Raw genomic sequence first — 20,254 nt, 5'->3', positions numbered from 1 at the left:
ACCGACGCCGGCCAAGAACGCATCCTCAGGTAGCCCGATCCGATAACCCTGATTGCCGAAGGCTGTCGGCCGAGTTCGCAGGTCTCATGTCGTAGGGACCACGACGAAGTAGATCGTGGAACTCGTTCGGTTGCAATGGATATCCCGTGAGATGGCCCTGCACGAAGTGCACACCCAATTCCTGCAACACCTGCAGCTCGTCGATGCGTTCGACGCCTTCGGCGCAGATGACCATGCCGAGTTCGTGCGCAAGTCCGACCACTGCTCGAACAATCGGCTCCTGCTCGGGTCGTTCGCCAAGGCCAGCAACGAAAGTCCGGTCGAGCTTGATGCCGTAGATCGGTAAGCGATTGAGGTATCCGAGATTCGAATAGCCCGTCCCGAAATCGTCGATGGCGAACCGAACACCCGAACCACGCAGTGTCTCCAACGACGCCAGCACTGCATCGTTGCCCTCGAGAAATGCATCTTCGGTGATCTCGAGGACCACCTGGGTCGGATCTAGTTTCGTATCGAGTAGTGCCTTCGTCACACGAACCGCGAATGCCGCATCTGTGATCTGTTGACTGGACACGTTCACGGAAACTCGGATCGGCCAACCAAGTTCGGCCCACGTCACGGCTTGCGCGAAGGCGGTGCGCATCACCCAGTCGCCGAGTTCGGCCATTGTGCCGAAGGATTCGGCAAGATCTACGATCTCCGGCGCGGAGAGGATGGGGTTCCCGTCCTCGTCCAGCCAGCGGAGCAGCGCCTCGGCTGCCACAACCGCACCGCCCACGGAGTCGACGATCGGCTGATAGACCAACGACAGTTCCCTCGCTGCGAACGCCGACCGAAAACGCTTGTCCATATGAATCCGATGGATCGCGGTCTCGTACATGGCCGTTTCGAACTCTGCGATCGACCCGCGCTCCGCAACCTTGGCGGCTGCGAGCGCAATATCTGCACAACGCAGTACCTCGTCGACCGAACCTTCCTGCTCCACTGTGATGCCCACTGTCATGCTGACTGCAAACGCCATACTGCCGAGGTCGTACAGGCCCGCCACCGCCGCCTTGATACGTTCGGCGGCGGCCATTGCCCTGGATCGACTCAGGCCTGCTTGCAGCATGACGGTGAACTCGTCACCACCGAAGCGCGCTATCAGTGCGTCGTCGACTGCTCCGCTGAGACGTTTCGCGACCTCGACCAACAGTGCGTCGCCGACCGAGTGTCCGTTCATATCGTTGACCGATTTGAACCGATCCAGGTCGCAGAACATCACCGTCGCCGCTCCGCACGTCAGCAGCCTCTTTCCGAGTTCCGCCTCGAAATAGGCGCGATTCGCCAAACCAGTCAAACTGTCGGTGCGGGCGGCGAATTCGAGTTGCGTGCGCATAAGTATCTGGTCGTCGACATCACGCAACGCAAGCATGTAGCCGTTGCTGAGCCGTGCCCAACTTGCCTCGATATGGACAGTTGTCCCGTCTGACCTGGCCGCCAGAAACGACAGATGATCCGACGCCGTTCGACTCGGACTCGTCAGCCACCCCAGCACATCCGTGTCATGTAGGTCGTGTACGAACTCGTCGATTCGGCGTCCGTTCATCGACGAGGGATTCCGCAGGAGTACTCGCCGTGCCGCAGGGCTCGCATACTCGACGAGACCGGACGGACCGACGCGCACGATCACGTCGCCCGTGCTGTCGACGAGCGCGCGGAAATGCCGTTCGCTCGCTTCTATCTGGCGATGCAGCCACAGGTTCGCTCGAACGACCCGCCACTGGCGCGCGGTGATGACGAGCAGAACGATCGCAAGAACTATTCGAGTCCCCGGCGAGGTTGCGCCACCGAATATCACCGCGCACACGGTGACGATCTCGAGCACTGTCGCGATCCGAACGACGTGACCGTCGTCGAGCGGTCGCACAGTCTCCGGTTTTGAGGTGATGCACACCCCACCGATGAGGATCAGCAGCGACGACGACACCCATAGGTAGGCGGCAACCGAATCGGACACGTCGACAGCCCAGCCGAGGACCCGCGAGTCGCCGAGCATCGCCAGAAAGAGTCCCGCGGCTACATATCGACCCGCCACCTGACCGAACGGCTTTCTCCCCCAGACGATCGCGGCAACGGCAAGCCCAACCCAGTCCACAACGACGGCGAGAAATCCCATCAACCCGAATGCGGAAGTCGTCTCGTTCCCGCCTTCTCCGAAGAACCGAACTATGTCCCACTGAACCCCGATGACAAACGCGCAACCCGTGATCGCGAGCAGGTCCAGACATACCTCCGCGAGCTTTCCATCGAGTCCTGCGGCAGCACCAACGCCGTCAATCCGAGGACTGTTACGAGAGTTGCAACGTTGAAAACGATGCTGGTGGTCCATTCGGAACCGACAAACCACGAGTTCGGATCCGAAAGGACCCACAGATTCCCGACCCCGTTGCAGAGTTGACCGAACCCGATCAGAAGCCAGCCACATCGAGCAACCGCAACCTGCCTCGTCGAGCCGAGCACACATGCGATCGCAGCACAGAAGGCGGTTGCTACCAGTAGGAAGTCCAGGCTCTGCGGTCGCACGAGCGACGCAACAGCGCACACGAGCGCGATACCAAAAGCTGCGCGTGGCCAGGTCATATCAACACCGGCAGCCCGCCGTCCGACTGCGGGCATTCGTCACGGGGTTCTCGACTTTCCCTCAACACGAACTTAGCCGACCGGGGTGTCAGCGAGTTTGTAGACAATATCGAATCGTTGCACATTGAACGAAATCTCGCCTGTGAGTGGCACCACAGCGCGCCGGCTGCCTCGTGCCTCGACGCCTATGTCGGCCGCGGGTCCAGCCATTGCTCGGCGAGTCGAGCAAGGGTTTCGTCAGCGGCCAAGGCACGTTGCGCGTCGTCGATAAGGCCGCGTAGGCGGTCGTCGCCCTTCCGAACAGCGATCGCGATCTCCTCGTGGGAGATGTCGCGTTGCACCACTTCGACCTTCGGTCGGTCTCGTACCAACCAGGTGAGCACGGGCGCAAGCTTCATCACAACGTCGCACCCGCCGGAGGACAGATCATCGAGCGCCTTGTCGATGTCGTGGTAGTCGTAAGCACGGACTGCGGCCGCGCGCCCCTTGGCGACAAGCGCGTCAGCGATCGGCTGGCTTGTATTGCCTTGCTGAACACCGATCGTGAGACCGTCGAGATCGTCGATGCCTCGCACGTGTGGCAATCGCTCGGTGTCGACGGCAATGGATTGACCTGACTGGAAATAGGCAGAACAGAAGTCGGCCATCTCACGTCGCCCTGGGGTGACGGTCGTTCCCGATGCAATGCAGTCGACCACGCCGTCGTCGAGCATTGCGAAGATGCCGTTGAAATCGGTTCCCTTGTAGGGGACCAATTCCCACGCCCGACCGAGGACCCGTGCAATCGCTCGAGTGAATTCGATATCGAATCCCGTTGCGGTGCCGTCGACATACAACTCGAACGGCGGATCGGGCAGCGCAGCGCCGATGCGAAGGGGTGGCAAAGCTGCCATAGCTACTCCTGCCTATCCCGGCGATTCATCCGAATAATTGTCGCCCTATCTGACCGGAAGTGCACCTTCCATGCCGCCGACGTCGGTGATTTTCCAATCGGAGTTCTTGTCGACGGTGACGTTGTAGGTCACGGTGGTCTGACCTCCGTCGGGCGTCTGCGCGCTCGTCGACGTGACGTTGACGAAGACGTTCACCACGTAGATACCGCCGGTCTCGGACGCGACCTTCGCGGCGATCGGAGTGGCAGACGACGTCCACTTGAGTGGTACGAGAATCTCCTGCAGCTTCGGCGCGGTTGCGTCGAATTTGTTGGCAAGTTCCGGGCTGGTGTTTGCCTTGAGCTTCGCCAGCCAGTCGTCGACGTTCTGGAAATCGATGTTCGAGGCCCCGATCGCATAGTCGGTCGCGACCTGCTCGGCACGTCGATCGTCGGCAGCCGCGGCCGCGTTGTCGTCGACTTCACCGCGAGCCGAGATCAGGAGGAAGCCCAGGATCGCGACCGCAACGATCAGAGCAACGATCGCCGCTGTGATGGCGATCGTCGACATCCGTAGCGACAATGTCCGGGTGGGCGTGGCTCGGCCGAACTTGGTGCGGGCGCGACCTTGTCCGCGCTCGTTACATCGTTCGTTTCGTCGGTTGTCATCGATGACTCCTAAATCAGTGCTACTTGACGTTGATCTGTAAATGGACGGCGCCGTCGGGACTTGTCGACTCCAACGCTTGCGCGATCAGTGCGCTGATGTCCACCTGCGGAAAGCTGGTGGTTGCCAGTTCTGCAAGCGGTTGCACCGATGGAGCCAGAGCCCTGAAGTCAGGTCCCGTCGTGCGGAAGTAGTCGGCAAGCCGGTTCAGGAACGGCGCAAGTCCGTTGCCCTGCACATACATTGCCGGCGTGTCGCCCGTATCGGCCAACCGCTGAACCGATTGCGCTATCTCGTCGACGCGTTCCGCGAACTGCCGCCACAGCGGGGACCCGGACACCAGAGCCGGACCGACCCAGTCCATGTCCGGTGCGATCGCCTGTAGATCGATGAGCATGCCCGCGAACTTCGGCGTTCGACTTAGCAGAGTTGCGGCAAGCAGATCTGTGGATCTCGACAGTTGCGGAACGATCGATTCGGTCCCGGACAACGCCTCGTCGAAAGTGTTGATGAACGACGAGATGGCCTTCGGGTCAAGCTGATTGAGCACCTCGGTCACCAGCCTGGATACCTCCGGAATGGAAATCGGCATCCGGATGGTGCTGGTGTCGACCTGCGCGCCATCGGTGAGATACGGTCCGTCGGCGGTGCGTGGGGTGAACTCGATATACGGCTCACCGAGTGCCGAAATATTCTCGATGCGAACAACACTCGCAGTCGGAATGCTGAACTTACGTTCGACGCGGAAGTCGACCTGCACACCGCCCTCGACGTTGGCGACCGAGGTTACGTCGCCGACTTCGACTCCGGTCAGCAGCACCGGCGACCGTGGACCCACGCTGCCGGAATTGGTCAACACCATCGACATGGAATCGAATTCGGTGAACGTATCGACGCGGACCACTCCGAAGGCAAGGTAGGCGGACCCGAAGACGAGTACTGCGAGGATGGATCCCAACGACGCGATCGAACTGATCTTCATCGCACTGCCCCGATCATGCGTAGCGTCTGCAGAATTCGATCGACCTGGTCGTCGGTGGACACCGCCGGAGCTGCAGCATCGGTTGCCGTCACCTCGACGACGTTGACCTTCGGACCACGTTCGACGAACGGAATCACTTTGTCCCGCAACAAGGAGACGAGGAGGTTCAGGTTCGACGGTGCGTCGAGATCGAATGGTCGACGGGTGAACGCCAACGGGACGAAGGCCTTCGCCGCGGCGTCACCCTCGGTGATCAGCGGTCCCAACCACTGCAGCGAAAGCCCGATCTCACCCAACGCGCCGAGGACACCGACGACTTCGGCGATGGAAGCGACAGCGTCGCCGAGGTGCTGGACCGTCGGTTCGGTCAGGATGTCCGCGAAAACGGGTAGATCTTCCTGCACCGCCTCCGACGTCGCGACGAGAGAATCCATGAGTGCGTCGACTTGGTCGAGGTTGCGAGACAGGTCTTGGATGTCGGACCCGACCGTATCCGCGATGCGAGCGGTCTCCCTCGGGTCCGCAGGCAGCACCGCATTGACGCGTTTGACGATGTCTTGCAACTGCGAGATCGCGCCGCCTTGGACGAAGAGCGCCATGCCGGCCATCGTGTCTTCGATCTGGACCGGCGGCTTCGTCTGCTCGATCGGAATCACACCGTCCGGTGGAATCGGATCGCCGAACCCACCGGGTGGGGTCGTCACCGCAATGTGAATGTCACCCAGGATGGTGTTCTGCCGCAGTTCGGCACGTGTTGTTCGGGGCAACCGCACCGATTCCGACACGTCGATGTCGACGACTACATAGCCGACCGGAGCGTCGGCCGTCGGGTCGACCACGTGCACGCCTGCCACAGTGCCGATTTGAGCACCGTTGGCGAGGACCTTGGCGCGGGCAGGAAGATTCAGAGCGTTGGCAAGTTCGATCTGCACACGGTAGGTGGGACCCGAAACGGTGGTACCTGGCACGGGGACTGTCGAAGGATCGATCGCACAGCCACTCAGTGCAGCGAGTGTGCCCGCAACCGCCATCGCAACCAGCGATCGTCGAAGCTTGTGTGGCGTCCGTGAATTCATCGTGCACCCGCAATCCCGAGCAGCAGCTGCGCGAGCGGAACGCGCATCATCTCCTCAGCTCTACATTGTCCCGGCGACATCACGTTGATGGCGGCGCAGGCGATGTCGGCCTGCGGTTGGGCGATCGCCACTGTCGGCGTCGCGTAGGACATCGCGGGTCGCCCCGGTCGCAGGATCGACGGACCGAGTGAACGCGGTGCCGATCGTGGGGATCATCGCGATGATCTCCTGCAGGGAACCGACATTCGCCGATATCCAGCGCAGCAAAGGCACCGTGCTGTCGAGGGCTTTGAAGATCGGATCTCCGAATACGGTGGTGATGTCGTTGAGGACAGGTAGCAGTTTCCGCAAGCCGTCGACGATGGGCGGCACCTCGACGAACAGTTCGTTGTTGACCTGATCGATGACGGGAGTGAATCGGGTCATCATCGACTTGATGTCGCTCCACCCGTTGGTGATGCTCGCCGCAAGCGAACTCAGCACGTCGATCAGCGAGCCGATGTGACCGATGGCCGCGTCGGGGGACTTCAGGGCGCTGCCGAGCTTGTTGATGATGTCGTTGAGTTGCGGTCCCGTACCGACTGTCGCGTTGTCGAGTGCGGTGATTCCGTCGCCGAGCACGGTCCGAGCGGATCCAGGTTCGGGTCCGAGTGTCTCGTCGAACAGCTTCGCGAGCGAGTCGAGAGTCTCGGTCAAGCTCTTCGGTGTGAGCGTCTTGGTGATGCAGATGCCGCTGTCCCAGTCTTCGGTTGTGGTTCCCATGCCGAGCACGGCGAGATCGCGGTCCGCGACGAGCGTGTCGGACATCGTTGTCGCCGAAACGTCAGCTGGCAGAGCGTACTTCGCATCGACTTCGAATTCGACACGCACAGTCGGTCCTTGCGGTTGCGTGGCGGTCACGGTCCCGATCGGCATGCCGCGCATGGTGACGTGGTTGCCGGGGTAGAGGCCGATGCTGTCAGCCATCACCGCGCAGTACGACGTCATCTCCTTGGTCGGTTTCATGATCACGAAGTACGCGACCGCCGTGACCATTGCGATCACAACGACGCCCGCGACCGACATAAACGCACGTGCACCGAGCATCTTGTTCAGCATCAGCACGCCTTCCCCGGAACGGGGACACACAGCGGCGGTGCGGTGATCGCGACGTCGGACTGATCGAGTCCGATCCCGCCTGCCGGTGTGATCAGCGTGGTCATCTTGGCGCCGAGTCCATCGACCGAACGGATCAGGCTGTCCAACTTGGCCCCGAGTGCATCGAGCGCGGGAAGCGCGTTTGCCAATTCCAGTGCCATGGGTTTCAAGGTGCTGTTCCAGGCGGGCGCAAGCGCGGCGAGCCGCTCGATCACGCTGCGCAGTACCAGCACAGCTTGTTTCACTTCGGCGCGGTTGTCGGTCAAGACTGTTTCGAGAACGTTGACCTTCGTGATCAATCGGCCGAGTTCGGACTTCGCGTACTCCAGCCCGCTTACGTACTCGTCGGCCAAGGCCAGAGCCTTCGAGACATCGGCATTCTGCTTGTCGAGCACGTCCATGAGGCTCTCGACGCCGCCCAACATCCGGCGCAATCCGTCCGGGCTTTCTACGGTTGCCGATTCTATCGCCGCAAAACTCTCGCGAAGCTTATTGCCGTCGACCTCCCGAATTGGATCGCTTGCATCCTGGAAGGCCTGCACGAGACTGTAGGGCAAACGCACACGATCCGCGGCAATCGCGTTGTCGCCCAGAGGCTCTGAACCTGCGGGGAATACCGCGACGTAGTGCCCACCTGCGACTGTGAGCATTCTGATATCGAGACTTGTCTGATCGCCGACGAATACGTCGTTGTCGACGGTGAATGTCATCACGACCTTGTCGGGTTCCAGCGTCAGCGACTTGACCGAGCCGACCGGGATGCCAGCCACTCGCACGTCGTCCCCCGCTTTGACTGATTGCGCCTCGTCGAGATATGCGGTGTATGTCGTTTGTCCGATCGGTACGACGTAGAGAACCGCACTGACTGCGAGAAGAATTGCCACGCCGATGGCACCGATGATGCCGAGCCGAATTTCGCGTCGGCGGGTCTCGGCTGCGGTTCGGATTGGCTTGTTGCCGGGCATCCAGCTGCGCTTGGTCAGTTGCATATCGAAATCCGTTGTCCGGAAAGAAGAACGGACACGACCGGCGGAAGGTCGGCGTTACCGCGGGAACAGGTCAATTCGACTCCCGAAACATTCTGTGGGATAGCGGCGTTCAGGGAATCGAGCAGTCCAGGCAGCCGGGACAGTACCTCGACAGCTTCGCCAGGGTTGGGAAACAGTTTGGCTACGATGTTGTCGATATCGGGGTTCGACGACCGGGTCAGTCCCAACGTGTCCAACAGATTGTCGAGCGGCGTCAACACCTCCGGCGCGGTAAGCGCGAAGACGACGAGACCATCGATCTTCTGTTGCAGCACTTCGAAAACGTCGGCGATTTTCGCGAGCAGGACAACCAGTTGCGGTGAGCGGCCACCGATTTGGTTTTGAATCTCCGACAGGTTGCGAACCAGGGTGGCGATCACCGCTTGCCTGTCCTTGACATGACTGGAGAGGGTGCCGATGGCATCGAGTGCTGGGCCGATTCCGTTGCCGTCGCCCTCGATGACCGCAACCAAACTTTCTGCGAAACGGTTGAGGTCGTCGGGTGAAAGGTTCGCGAGAACGGGTTTGAGTCCATTGAACAGCGACGTCACATCGAACGACGGGATCGTACGATCGGTACCGATCGTCGCACCGTCTTCGATCCGCTCGGTCGGCATCGGCGGCTGCTGAATGTCCAAGTACCGCTGGCCAGTCAGCGTTTGGTACCGGATCGCAAGTTCGCTGTTCTCGTAGATCGCGTGCGAATCTTGAACCACGAGACGGACGTTCGCCAGATTGTCTTCCAGCGACACCGACTCGACTTTGCCGACCTGCACACCGTACATACGGACGTCGTCACCGGATTTGAGCCCGTTCGCGTCGGTGAACAACGCCAGGTGTGACTCGGTGTCACCGGACACCGGTCGCTTGATCGCGGAGATGATGACCACGAGGCACAGCACCATGACCAGTGCGAAAACGCTCAGCTTCACCGCAGACTTCAGAACGGACTTCATCGCGGCCCTTCCTGTGGATAGGTCACGGGCAGCCCCGCCAGCAACGGCACTGCGAGGCCCGGCACACCGCGCAAATCGATTGCCAGGTTGAGAACCGGACCATCGGGCGTGTCCTGCATGGCAGAACCGAGTCGCACCAAGATCTCCCGCAGTTGAGCACTCGACTGCTGCGGTGTGGACACCGTCTGCGCAAGTGCACCGAGCAACGGCGTGAACATGTCGGCGTAGGCACCCAGGGCGTCACGCGCGCTGAACAACATTCCGCTCAACGCCGGGAAAATGTCGTTGATGACCGCGGCGATCGTGGCATCGAAATGAGCACGGTCGGTGCGCAACACGTCGATGTTGTTGACCCGATCGAGTACGTCGATGGTCGAGGATACGAACGGCGCGGCCCCGCTCAGCGCAGATCCGTATTCGCCGAACAGGAATGACAATTCGTAGCGTTGCTGCTCGGAGACGGTCCGCGCGCCGGTGATGATCGCCTGCAACAGCGGGGTGAACGCCTTGACGTTCGTGGCCAGCTTCTCGAGCACGGTCGACAGTTGCGGCGTCAGCACATCGTTACTCACCGAAGCAAGACTGCGGAGCAGGCTACCCATGGTCGCGTCGTACACATCGTCCGCGCGCGAACCCGTCAGGTCGATGACCATGTCGTCGACCAGCGGCGACCCACCCTTCCCACGTTTCAGCTCGATTTCGCTGATACCGAACAGGTTCGCAGGCGCATAGTCGACAGCGAGGCTGTCGTCGATCCCGAATAGCTGGGATTTGTTCAGCCTCATGGTGATTCGCTGCAGACCCTCGCCGACCGGTTCGATGTCGGTAACTTTTCCGACCTGAACTCCGTCGAGTCGCACCTGCGTTGTGTCGGTGATGCCGTCGCCGAGTTGCTCGGTCTGCAAGGCGATCTCGAGGCGGTCGTCCGTGCGGGTGCTGCTGTAGATCGACCAGCCCGCAACAACAACGGCAACAACGACGGCCGCGACGATGCCAGTGCGCAGCGACTTCCCGCGATCGGATTCGACTCCAGGCATTCCGTAAGTTGGCATCGCGGCTATCCGGTGAAACTGATTGCGTTGTTGAAGCCCCACACGACCATGCTGATCACCATGTCGATGGCGATGATCGCGACAAAGCTTGCGCGAACTGCGCGACCGGAGGCGATCCCCACACCTTCGGGTCCGCCCGAGGCGAAAAAGCCGTGGTAGCAATGGATCATGATCACGACGATTCCGAAGATCATCACCTTTATGACGGCGGCGATGATGTCGGCACCGGTCACGAACTGAAAGAAGTAGTGGTCGTACACGCCTGCGGCCTGACCGTGCACGACCGTGATCAAGGTGCGGCACGAGATGTAACTGAGGATCAGCGCGATCAGGAACGTCGGAACGATCGCGATCGCACCGGCAATCACCCGTGTCGTCACAACGAACGGCACCGACCGCAGCCCGAGCGACTCGATGGCATCGATCTCTTCCGAGATCCGCATCGACCCGATCTCGGCGGTCATACGACACCCGGCCTGCGCCGCGAAGCCGATCGCCGCAGCGATCGGGGCAAGCTCACGCGTCGTCGCGAAGGCCGAGACGATTCCGGTGACGGGACCCATCCCGATCATGTCGAGCGTCGCGAACGATTCCACACCGACCGAGGCACCCATCGCCAAACCAAGCACGACGAGCATCGGCACAGTCCCGCCGCCGACGATGATCGACCCTCGACCCCACGTCATGTTGGTGATCGTCCGCATGGTCTCGGCGCGATATCGACTGAGCGTCAAGGGTATCGACGACAGCACCTGCCACATGAAGCCGAGCAGAAACCCGAACGACTCGAACGGCGACAGGAGCCCGCGCCTGCGCACGTAGAGTCGCCCCGCCCAACCGAAGCCGCGTGGTGTGTGCGGTGCCGCGGTCATCAGGCAAGCCTCGTCGGGACGAACATCGTCGTCACCTGGGTGATCAGCAGATTCACCACGACAATCGACACGACCGACAGCACCACAGCGGCGTTGACGCCGTCGGCCACCCCGCGAGGGCCGCCTTTCGCTTCGAGGCCACGCTGACAGGCGATGACCACAACGAGGAAGCCGAAGATCATCGCCTTGACGATGGAGATCCAGACGTCGATCACCGTGGTGAACGAGCCGAACGTCGCCCAGTAGCTACCCGGAGTGACACCTTGTCCGCCGATCGCGATCGCATAGCCCGCTAGCACGCCGACGAAGATGATCAGCACATTCAACAGCGGGGCGACGATCAGCATCGCCACCGCGCGCGGAATAACGAGTCGACTGATCGGGCTGATGCCCATCGTTTTCAATGCGTCGATCTCTTCACGGATGGTGCGGGCACCCAGATCAGCCGCAATCGCAGCCGCGCCGGCACCGCCGAGCAGGAACCCCGTCGCCATCGGCGCGCCCTGCTTGATCACCCCCAGACCACCGGTCGCGCCGAGCAACGAATCCGCGCCGAGGGTGTGGATGAGATTGCCGACCTGGATCGAGACGATTACACCGAACGGCACAGCCATCAAAATCGCCGGAATAGCCGTCACCGTCAGCAGATACCAACTCTGATGCAACGTCTCTTTCCACTGAAACTTGCCGCGCGCAACATCGGCCACAGTCCCGGTGACAGTCTCGATCGCAACATCCACAGCCCGACCGAACGTACGCAGACTCGACACAACTGTCTCGGAAAAATTGTCCCGAAGAACACGCCCGGGCGACGGCTTCGTCGAAGCTGTCGGAGTCGGGGTAATGGGCGTCATACGAACGGCCTTCCATAACGGGCACAAGAGGTAGTCGACATGCTTGTTCTTACGCGGGTGCGCGGTTGTACGGGCGAATATTGAACAGACCGCTGATCACTTCACCGCGGTGGATCCAATCGACCGGCGAGCGCAACGGCTGCGCCGAACGAGGAGCCGAGCGCAGCGTTCTCGACCGGGGAAAGAGGAACGCGACCCCTTTTGGGCATTCGACAAGTATCAACGCAAACGAGGCAGCGGTCACTGCACGAGAGCGAGAAGTTGTGTGTCGAACCTTGTCTCTTGTGACAATGAAAGGATGACTGAACCGTTTCCGCGTCTGTCCCTCGATGCTCCGATCGTGCAACGCTTGCTGCCGCGTCTTACGGAAATCGCCGAGATCGCGATGGCGGACACGGTGGCGGCGGTGCCTGCCTATGCACACATCCCTCCAGAGATACTCGCCGAGGAGATACTCCCCGCCGTGGTGCAGGTCTGCGCGGGATTCGTGAAGTCGTTCATCGCTGAAGGGTCCCTCGACCCGGCGGAGGTCGAGGCCATTGTCGAATACGCGACACGACGCGCCGAAGAAATGATTCCCTTCGAGACTCTCGCTTCCGCCTTGTTCAGTGGAACGCGGAGAATCTGGCGCATCGTCGCTGCTTCCGCTCGACCTGAGGACACAGCCGACCTCGCTGCGTTCGGCGATCAACTGATCGAATACATCGAACTGCTCAGTACCGCGATGACCCAGACCTACGTCGACGTCCAGGAGACGATCTTCGGTCCCGCGAACGAAGCTCGTCGACGGCTGGCCGCGGCGTTGCTTTGCGGTGACGACGTGGGCGATCTGCCGTCGAACGCCGGGATCATTCTGCACGAGCGCTATCGGGTTCTTGCGCTCTCGACGACAGCGCGGCCTTCGACTACCGCGGATGCCGTCGAGACAGTGCTGACACGGCGACGCGTTCGCGACGCTCAACGAATAGCGGAAAACTACGCGCGGGTACCTGTGTTGACCACATTCGACGGTCATTCCGGCGTTCTCCTGCTTCCGATCGAGCCGGACGACGAGACCGACCTGCTGGTCGACGGAATTGCAAAGCTGCTTAACGACAACCTCTTCGCGGGCGAATCCGAACCCGCTGTCATTGCTGCACTGCCCAAAGCAGCCGTCGAGGCAGCCGAAGTCGCGGCACTGGCTCGGCAACTCGGCCGACCTCCCGGGCTCTACCGGATCGATGACATGCTGCTCGAGTACCAAGTCACCCGACCTGGCACGGCTCGCGACAGGATCAGCCGCAAACTCGACCCCGTTCGCGAGCAACCGCATCTGCTGGAGGCCCTGCACTCTCACATCCGGCACGGACTCGACCGAAAGAGCGCAGCCGACGAACTGCACATTCATCCGAACACGTTCAGCTATCGGCTTCGTCGGGTCGCAGAGTTGACCGGCATCGATCCGGCCGAGCCGGCGGGCTCCCGGCTGCTCGCCGCCTCGCTGACGATCTCGCAGGCATTTCCTGGTCACTGATCACTTCACCGCCGCGAGACGGTCGATCAACGGAGAGAATCGCGCAAGGAGCGCTTCCGCCCTCTCGAACGAGAGAATTCCCAAACCTATACGAACCAAGTCGGGTGAGAGCCTGAACAAGAAATACATCGACCAGGCTTCGGGGTTGACAGGCACGATCGCCCAGTTGCGCCGAACGGAGCGATGGATGACGCGTGCGACCTTGTCTGGACCCGCAAACGCAAGTCGTTGCGCCGCACTCGCTTTGGCCGACCAATCTTGTTCCGCTTCGCGCGAGAGGCCCGCGCGGTTGCCATGGGCGATCAGATCGGTCCTGATAGCTCCCGGCGCGATGGCAGTGACCCCGATTCCGTACTGCGCCAACTCGACTCGCAGCGACTGGGTGGCCACAAGCACCGCGGCCTTCGCAACTCCGTAGGCCGGTTCGAGTTTGGACGGGAAGAACGCTGCGACAGAAGAGATGTTGACAATGTGGCCCCGCACACCGGCATCGATCATCTGTTTCGCGAACACCCGTGACCCGTAGACGACGCTCATCAGGTCGATGTCGATCGTCCGTTGCCACTGCGCCGCACTCATCTCGAGGAATCCGCCGAGATCCATGATCCCCGCGTTGTTGACAAGTACGTTGGGCGCGCCGAACTCGGCGGCGATCCACGCGCCGAACTGCTCCCACTGCTCTTCGTTGGACACATCGAGCTTGTAAGCGACCGCGACGCCACCGTCGGCAATGATCTCGATGGCGACATCTTCTGCAGCGGTGAGGTCGATATCCGCGATGACGACTCGGTCCCCGCCTCGTGCGAACAACTTTGCGGTCTCGCGCCCGATTCCGGCACCACCGCCGGTGACGATGACGGTCTTCATTTCGCTGCTCCGCTCACTTCGTCAGCGACGAATCGCTGACCTGCGCTGTCGACTTTTTTGCCGAAGATCTTGCCGCTGAGTTCGGTGCCGAAGTCGGCGAGGCTCATCCGACCGAGACTCATCACGCCGCGCATTGCTGACGGTGAAATTCGGGAGAGATACCAGCCTCCCCATGCTTCCAACCCGACCGGAACTGTGGAGATGTTCCATCGGATCGCTTGGCTGACCGCAAAGGCAACGCGGTCGGGTGACCTGCCGATGAACTGCTGGCCACTACCGAGTTTGGCTGCCCAACTGTCACTTTCGGCTTTGTCGACCCCACCACGACTTCCGTTGGCGGCCAGGTTCGTTGAAATCAGCCCAGGACAGATTGCGCTCACGCCGATACCGTGCGGCGCCAGTTCCGCACGCAACGCTTGGGTGCCGAACCATGCGCCGGCTTTCGCTGTGGTGTACGACGGGGCAACTGTTGTTGGCATAAACGCGCCGACGGAACAGATGTTGACGATGTTCCCGCGAACCCCGGCATCGACCATCCGTTGACCGAACAGCCGCGATCCGACGAGCGGGCTCATCATGTTGATCGCGATCATTCGGCGCCAATCGGCACCGCTCTGCTCGAGGAACCCACCGGCGATGAGGATTCCTGCGTTGTTCACGATGACGTCCGGGACGCCATGGTCGTCGCACACCGATTCCGTGAACGCTTCCCAATCTGCGACCTCGGCAACGTCGAGGCGCCTGAACTCCGCGCGTCCGCCTTTGGCGGTGATCAACTCGACCGTCTCCGGGCCAGTCTGTTCGTTGATGTCGGCGACTACGACGTTTGCCCCGTCTTTGGCAAACCGCTTGGCAATTGCTCGGCCTATACCGCTGCCCGCGCCAGTGATCACGACTGTCTTCATCGACTGCGTTCCTTCTCGTTGATGTTCTCGAATTCGGTCCCGTACTTCTGCGCGAGATCGTCGTCGATCCGAGAAAGGATCGACCTTGCGACCGCGTGCAGGTCGCGTGATCCAGAGGCCGCGCTGAGTACTTCACGCATACGCACTTCTGGGATCCGCCGAACGATCGCGCTCAACTTGTCCGACGGATGGACGCGCGCCGCAGCATGCAGCAAACCCGCGTTGTCGGATACACCCGCGACGAGTACGTCGACCTGTTCGGGTGTGGTGAACTCGAGGAACATTCCGGCGAGCGCGAATTCATTACGGTGCAACAGTTCTCGCGCAACATCCAGCAGCAGTTCTGCGGGGATGGTCGGCGCCAGATCTGCGACGGCACGGGGGTCGAGAAACGGCGCCGCATCCGCCATGTATGTCGGCCGCAGTTTTGCGAGGACGGCCTGGCCCTTCTCCGGATGATCGAGTCTGAGGGCACCACCCACGCGGCCGCCGACGAGTGGAGGGATAGCGGCATGTGGGTAATCGCCATGTCGAGCGCTTTCTGTTGACTGGTTCGAGTCTGTTCGACAAGAGCGACGAGGTCAGCGCTCTGTTCGCTGGTCAACTGAGCAAGCACCGGCAGGTCGTGGCCCAGGACGTCGCCCAGGTCCGATGTCGTGGAACGCTGCTTGGGGTCGGACACGTCACACCTTCCCGCTCGCAAGTGTTCTGGGCACGGTGGTGGACGAGGCTGTCGTCGAGTACTGGTAGTTGTCGAGAGGGAAATGTTTATTGCCCCACCACATCTCGGCGTGGGTCGACAGCCGGATTGGTGCCGGGTCACCCTGGTAGTTGAGGTAGTACGTGTTCGAGCCAGCGCAGGATCCACTGTGCCACAACGACCCGTCTCCACGCTTGCGGCACAGTGCGTAGTAGTCGTCGTGCGGCTTCTGCTTGATCTCTGCCGTCGTCTCACCGCGACGTAGCGTCTCGACGATCACTCGCGCGGCATGCCGGCTCGTGCACTCGATCATGGCGATGTAGGACCCCGCCGCGAATCCGTACGGCCCGGTGATCAAGAAAGAATTCGGGAATCCGGGAACGCTGACGCCCTGGTATGCCTGATACCGGTTTCGGTCCCACCATTCGTTGAGATCCACACCGTTTCGACCGAGGAGCGGAAAGGGTGGCGTCGAACCACGTTCCATAACCTTGAAGCCGGTTGCGTAGACGATCACATCCGTCGGATGTTCGCGGCCGTCGGCGGTCACGACGCCGGTCGCGGTGATACGGGTGATCGGATCAGTGATCAGCTCGACGTTGCTTCGGTTGAACGTTGCGAGGTACCGATTCGACACCGACGGCCTCTTGCAACCCAATGCATATGTCGGCGTGAGCTTCTCACGCAAGATGGGATCGGGCACCTGCGACTTGTACCAGAGCTTCAACGCAGCACCTGCCGCATCGAGGACGAAGGGCAGTTTGTCGTGCATGGAGTTGGCGACTGTCAGACCGACGTCGATACCGAGAACGACACCCGCTCGAACGGACCGGCGCAGGCCAGGCACGAATCGAAGTGCTGTGCGAGAGGCAGCGGCCATCGCGAAGTCGGGCTTCGGCGCCACCCAGATCGGCGTGCGCTGAAATACGTCCACCTGGCCCGCGATCTGCGCGATCTCCGGGATCAATTGCAGCGCAGTGGCACCCGTACCGATGACGGCGATTCGTTTGCCGCGGTAGTCGTAATCGTGATCCCATCGCGCGGTGTGCACGGCCTTGCCTTCGAAGGTGTCGACACCATCGATATCAGGCAACTTGGGTTGTTCCAGTCCGCCGACTGCTCCGATCACGAATCTCGACGTCACCGTCTCTCCGGTGGACAACGTCGCGGTCCAGGTGCTCGCCGCTTCGTTCCATTCCATCGCACTCAAAGTCGTGTTCAGCCGAAGGTGTGGTCGCAGAGCGTAATTGTCGACCAACTGAGCTGCGTAGGCCTTGACTTCTTGACCCGGCGCGAAGAATCGTGACCACGTCTTGGGTGGTTCGTAGGAAAAGCTGTAGTAGATCGACGGAATATCCACTGCAACACCGGGATAGGTGTTGGCATGCCAGGTTCCACCGATATCGGTCGCTTTGTCGATTATCACGAAGTCGTGGATGCCGGCTCGCTTCAGCTCTATTGCGGCACCGATGCCGCCGAAGCCGGCACCGACGATCACCACCTGATGATCGAGCAGCGCTGTGTCGGGTGCTTGGTTCATCAGGCACTCGCCTTCGCTGTGTCGCGGTCGCTCGTCGACTTCGCTGCGGTATCCGCAAATTCGTAGTCGTCGAAGCGAACGTGCTTGCTCGCGCGCCGCGCACTCAACAAAGACGTGGGACGGATATACGGCATATCACCCTGCGAGTTCACGTAATAGGTTCGAAGACCCTTGTTGATCGTGTTGAAGTAGTACTGGACGTTGCGTCCCTGTTTACGAATCATGTTGTGGTACTTGCTGTGCGCCGCAGCCGAGACCTCGACGTCCAACTTGCCACGTCGAATCGCCTCCGCAATGACGTGAACGGCGTGGCCTGCACTGATTTCCACGAGCGCGTGCCACCCGGTTCCGGTCCACGAGTAGGGTCCGACAAGCATCCAACGGTTCGGCAGCCCTGGAACAGCGACGCTTTCGTAGGCCTGCAGATGGTTCTCTGCGTAGAACTCGCCAAGGTCGAACCCCTCCCGGCCGACTATCGTTCCGGTGCGGTAACTCTCGGGATCGGAGAACAGTTCGTAGCCGGTAGCCACAACGAGGGCGTCGATCGGATGGGTGACACCATCGTCGGTCTCGATCGCATCGGCGGTGATCCTGGCGATCGGAGTGGTGACGAGATCGACGTTGTCGCGATTGAACGCCTGCAGGAACAGGTTCGACGTCGTCGGACGCTTGCCGAGCAGGCCGTACTTCGGCGCCAGCGCCTCACGATCCGCTTCGTCGACAACGATTCGTCGGAGATAGGAGCGATATGCGGCCCGCGCGGCAGCGTCGAATCCACGGGCTGCGGGACCGAACACAGCGGGCGGCGTGTAGATGACCGACCGCAGCACGACGTCGACCGCGGCAAGCGATACGCCGCTCAATCCCGCACCCACGCCGGGGATTCCGAGAACTTTCTGCATCCACGGGCGCATCGTGAGGTCCGGCTTGGGGACACACCAGACCGGGGTCCGCTGGTACACATCGAGGTGCGCAACTTCGGGAGCAATGGCAGGGGTGATCTGAACGGAACTCGCGCCGGTACCGATTACCGCGACGCGCTTACCGGTGAGGTCGTAGTCGTGATCCCAATCGGTCGGACGCAAGATCTTGCCCCCGAAGTCCGCGAACCCGGCGATGCCGGGATCCTCCTTGGCGACGATATAGGCACCAACGGCGGAGATGAGGAATCGTGCGGTGACAACCTCGCCGTCAGCGGTGTGGATAGCCCACAGTTGGTTGGTCTCGTCCCAGACCTCTCGCACGACTGTCACTCCGAAGCGCAGGTGCGGCATCAGACCGAAGCGTTCTGCAACGTCTTGATGGTAGGCCTTGACTTCGGCTCCCTTCGGAAAGAGCCGAGACCACTTGGCATTTCGCGCAAACGAGTACTGGTAGGTGACTCCGGGAACGTCGACGCCGATTCCCGGGTAGTCGTTGTCACTCCAACTTCCGCCGACCTCGTGTGCCCGTTCCAGGATGACGAAGTCGTCGAGGCCGTTCTGCTTCAGCCTGACGCCGGCGCAGATACCTCCTGGGCCGGCTCCGATGATGATCGTCTGATGATCAGGCGAAGGAGTCGCGGAGTTGCGAGCGTTCGGAGCTGCGTCGGTGCGGAGGTTCGTCATGTGGCTACTTTCTTGTTCGCGATGCGCAAGGGGCCGGCGAGCTTGTCTTCGATGAAGCGACCGAGTTCGCCGATCGCGGCGCTCGCCTCGGGCACCAGGTCTGCGGCTGCTTGAAATACGTGGATCTGGCCATCCCAGATCTGCAGTGCTACTTGCACTCCCGCCGAAGAGAGCCGATCGGTCACAAGTTCGGCGTCGGATCGGAGCACCTCCGTCGAGCCGACCTGGATCAAGGTCGGAGGCATCCGCGCGAGGTCGGCTTCCAGCAGGGCCAGCAGTGGGTCGTCGCCTGGCGCAAGCCGTTTCGCGATCGCAGAAAGCTGCCGAATGGGAAGGTAGCTGTCGGTTCGGGCATTCGGATGATCCGTGCTGTACTTGCAGGTCAGGTCGACCCAGGGCGAGAGCGCCGCGATGGCAGCCGGCACCGGCAATCCCTGCGCGATCGCGGCGTGCGCGACGGCGAAGACGAGATAGCCGCCCGCTGAGTCGCCTGCGAAAGCTATCCGACTTGCCGGATACCCGTCGTCGAGGAGTTCGCGGTAGACGCGGAGACAATCGTCGACGGTGTGCTCGAGCGTCACTGCAGGAAGCTGGCGGTAATTCACCTGCAGCACAGGCGAACCCGCGGCCGACGAGATCCGAGAGACGAGTCTCCGGTGCGAACGAAGACCGCCCGCAACGAAAGCCCCGCCGTGAAAGTAGAGGACTATCGAGGGCGTCGAACTGGACACGCCTGCGCCCGTGACGAATTCAGCATCGAAATCACCGAAGCTCCGTCGGACCGCTGCCGCACCCTCGGGCAGCGGCAGCATGCTTCCCACCAGATCCACCCAATGCAGTCGAGCCAAAACCCCATCTGTCAGCGGGGCGTGCTCCAGCAGAGGTCGGACCGCAATTCGCATACCGCGACCGACGAGCCGAGCTTGCCAGCTCGTCACTGGATGGTGCGATATTGCGGCCATCTCCGGCTCCTTCGTCGTTGAAGTGTGTCGCCAAGGGTCAGGC

At 61.4% G+C, this 20,254-nt stretch carries 18 protein-coding genes; 1 reads left to right on the top strand and 17 read right to left on the bottom strand.

Going from position 1 to position 20,254, the window contains the following annotated elements; all coding sequences use genetic code 11:
* Positions 1–25: 25 nt before the first annotated feature.
* From ACHIRB_RS12235 to ACHIRB_RS12185, 11 genes are all read right to left on the bottom strand, one after another.
* Positions 26–2,371: a putative bifunctional diguanylate cyclase/phosphodiesterase gene (locus tag ACHIRB_RS12235; RefSeq protein ID WP_395127696.1), complete on the bottom strand. Its 2,346-nt coding sequence runs from the start codon at positions 2,369–2,371 to the stop codon at positions 26–28.
* A gap of 436 nt (positions 2,372–2,807) precedes the next feature.
* Positions 2,808–3,515, bottom strand: coding sequence for an ABC transporter substrate-binding protein (locus ACHIRB_RS12230; RefSeq protein ID WP_395123990.1), 708 nt, complete (start codon positions 3,513–3,515; stop codon positions 2,808–2,810).
* Between the two features lie 45 nt (positions 3,516–3,560).
* Positions 3,561–4,064 carry a hypothetical protein gene (locus ACHIRB_RS12225; RefSeq protein WP_395123989.1) on the bottom strand — a complete coding sequence of 168 codons (504 nt, stop codon included), beginning with the start codon at positions 4,062–4,064 and terminating at the stop codon, positions 3,561–3,563.
* Between the two features lie 118 nt (positions 4,065–4,182).
* Positions 4,183–5,142, bottom strand: coding sequence for an MlaD family protein (locus tag ACHIRB_RS12220; RefSeq protein ID WP_395123988.1), 960 nt, complete (start codon positions 5,140–5,142; stop codon positions 4,183–4,185).
* Positions 5,139–6,218 (bottom strand): MlaD family protein, encoded by a 1,080-nt coding sequence (locus ACHIRB_RS12215; RefSeq protein WP_395123987.1) that lies wholly within the window; start codon positions 6,216–6,218, stop codon positions 5,139–5,141. The genes ACHIRB_RS12220 and ACHIRB_RS12215 overlap by 4 nt, the downstream gene beginning before the upstream one ends.
* A gap of 60 nt (positions 6,219–6,278) precedes the next feature.
* Complete coding sequence (locus ACHIRB_RS12210) at positions 6,279–7,316, bottom strand: MlaD family protein (protein WP_395127695.1); 1,038 nt, start codon at positions 7,314–7,316, stop codon at positions 6,279–6,281.
* Complete coding sequence (locus ACHIRB_RS12205) at positions 7,316–8,344, bottom strand: MlaD family protein (RefSeq protein WP_395123985.1); 1,029 nt, start codon at positions 8,342–8,344, stop codon at positions 7,316–7,318. The genes ACHIRB_RS12210 and ACHIRB_RS12205 overlap by 1 nt, the downstream gene beginning before the upstream one ends.
* Positions 8,335–9,339: an MlaD family protein gene (locus tag ACHIRB_RS12200; protein WP_395123984.1), complete on the bottom strand. Its 1,005-nt coding sequence runs from the start codon at positions 9,337–9,339 to the stop codon at positions 8,335–8,337. The genes ACHIRB_RS12205 and ACHIRB_RS12200 overlap by 10 nt, the downstream gene beginning before the upstream one ends.
* Complete coding sequence (locus ACHIRB_RS12195; protein ID WP_395123983.1) at positions 9,336–10,391, bottom strand: MlaD family protein; 1,056 nt, start codon at positions 10,389–10,391, stop codon at positions 9,336–9,338. Before ACHIRB_RS12195 ends, ACHIRB_RS12200 begins: the two co-directional genes overlap by 4 nt.
* A 5-nt stretch (positions 10,392–10,396) precedes the next feature.
* Positions 10,397–11,263, bottom strand: coding sequence for an MlaE family ABC transporter permease (locus ACHIRB_RS12190; protein ID WP_395123982.1), 867 nt, complete (start codon positions 11,261–11,263; stop codon positions 10,397–10,399).
* Positions 11,263–12,117 (bottom strand): MlaE family ABC transporter permease, encoded by an 855-nt coding sequence (locus ACHIRB_RS12185; protein ID WP_395123981.1) that lies wholly within the window; start codon positions 12,115–12,117, stop codon positions 11,263–11,265. Before ACHIRB_RS12185 ends, ACHIRB_RS12190 begins: the two co-directional genes overlap by 1 nt.
* A 298-nt stretch (positions 12,118–12,415) precedes the next feature.
* Here ACHIRB_RS12185 and ACHIRB_RS12180 point away from each other — a divergent pair, with 298 nt between their 5' ends.
* Positions 12,416–13,630 (top strand): PucR family transcriptional regulator, encoded by a 1,215-nt coding sequence (locus tag ACHIRB_RS12180; protein WP_395123980.1) that lies wholly within the window; start codon positions 12,416–12,418, stop codon positions 13,628–13,630.
* On the opposite strand, the gene ACHIRB_RS12175 is transcribed toward ACHIRB_RS12180, so the two are convergent.
* From ACHIRB_RS12175 to ACHIRB_RS12150, 6 genes are all read right to left on the bottom strand, one after another.
* Positions 13,631–14,497, bottom strand: coding sequence for an SDR family NAD(P)-dependent oxidoreductase (locus ACHIRB_RS12175; protein ID WP_395123979.1), 867 nt, complete (start codon positions 14,495–14,497; stop codon positions 13,631–13,633).
* On the bottom strand, positions 14,494–15,402 hold the full coding sequence (locus tag ACHIRB_RS12170) for an SDR family NAD(P)-dependent oxidoreductase (protein ID WP_395123978.1): 909 nt from the start codon (positions 15,400–15,402) through the stop codon (positions 14,494–14,496). The genes ACHIRB_RS12175 and ACHIRB_RS12170 overlap by 4 nt, the downstream gene beginning before the upstream one ends.
* On the bottom strand, positions 15,399–15,884 hold the full coding sequence (locus tag ACHIRB_RS12165) for a hypothetical protein (protein WP_395123977.1): 486 nt from the start codon (positions 15,882–15,884) through the stop codon (positions 15,399–15,401). Before ACHIRB_RS12165 ends, ACHIRB_RS12170 begins: the two co-directional genes overlap by 4 nt.
* 201 nt (positions 15,885–16,085) lie before the next feature.
* The gene (locus ACHIRB_RS12160) at positions 16,086–17,642 is read right to left on the bottom strand and encodes a flavin-containing monooxygenase (RefSeq protein ID WP_395123976.1); all 1,557 of its coding nucleotides are present in this window, start codon (positions 17,640–17,642) and stop codon (positions 16,086–16,088) included.
* Positions 17,642–19,249, bottom strand: a complete 1,608-nt coding sequence (locus ACHIRB_RS12155; RefSeq protein ID WP_395123975.1) for a flavin-containing monooxygenase — start codon at positions 19,247–19,249, stop codon at positions 17,642–17,644. The genes ACHIRB_RS12160 and ACHIRB_RS12155 overlap by 1 nt, the downstream gene beginning before the upstream one ends.
* A complete protein-coding gene (locus tag ACHIRB_RS12150; RefSeq protein ID WP_395123974.1) occupies positions 19,246–20,211 on the bottom strand; it encodes an alpha/beta hydrolase in 966 nt (321 codons plus the stop codon). Before ACHIRB_RS12150 ends, ACHIRB_RS12155 begins: the two co-directional genes overlap by 4 nt.
* Positions 20,212–20,254 lie beyond the last annotated feature (43 nt).

Source organism: Antrihabitans spumae (genome assembly GCF_043944905.1).
GTDB lineage: Bacteria > Actinomycetota > Actinomycetes > Mycobacteriales > Mycobacteriaceae > Antrihabitans > Antrihabitans spumae.
The sequence above is the reverse complement of the archived record's forward strand: the minus strand, read 5'-3'. Positions and strand labels throughout refer to the sequence as shown.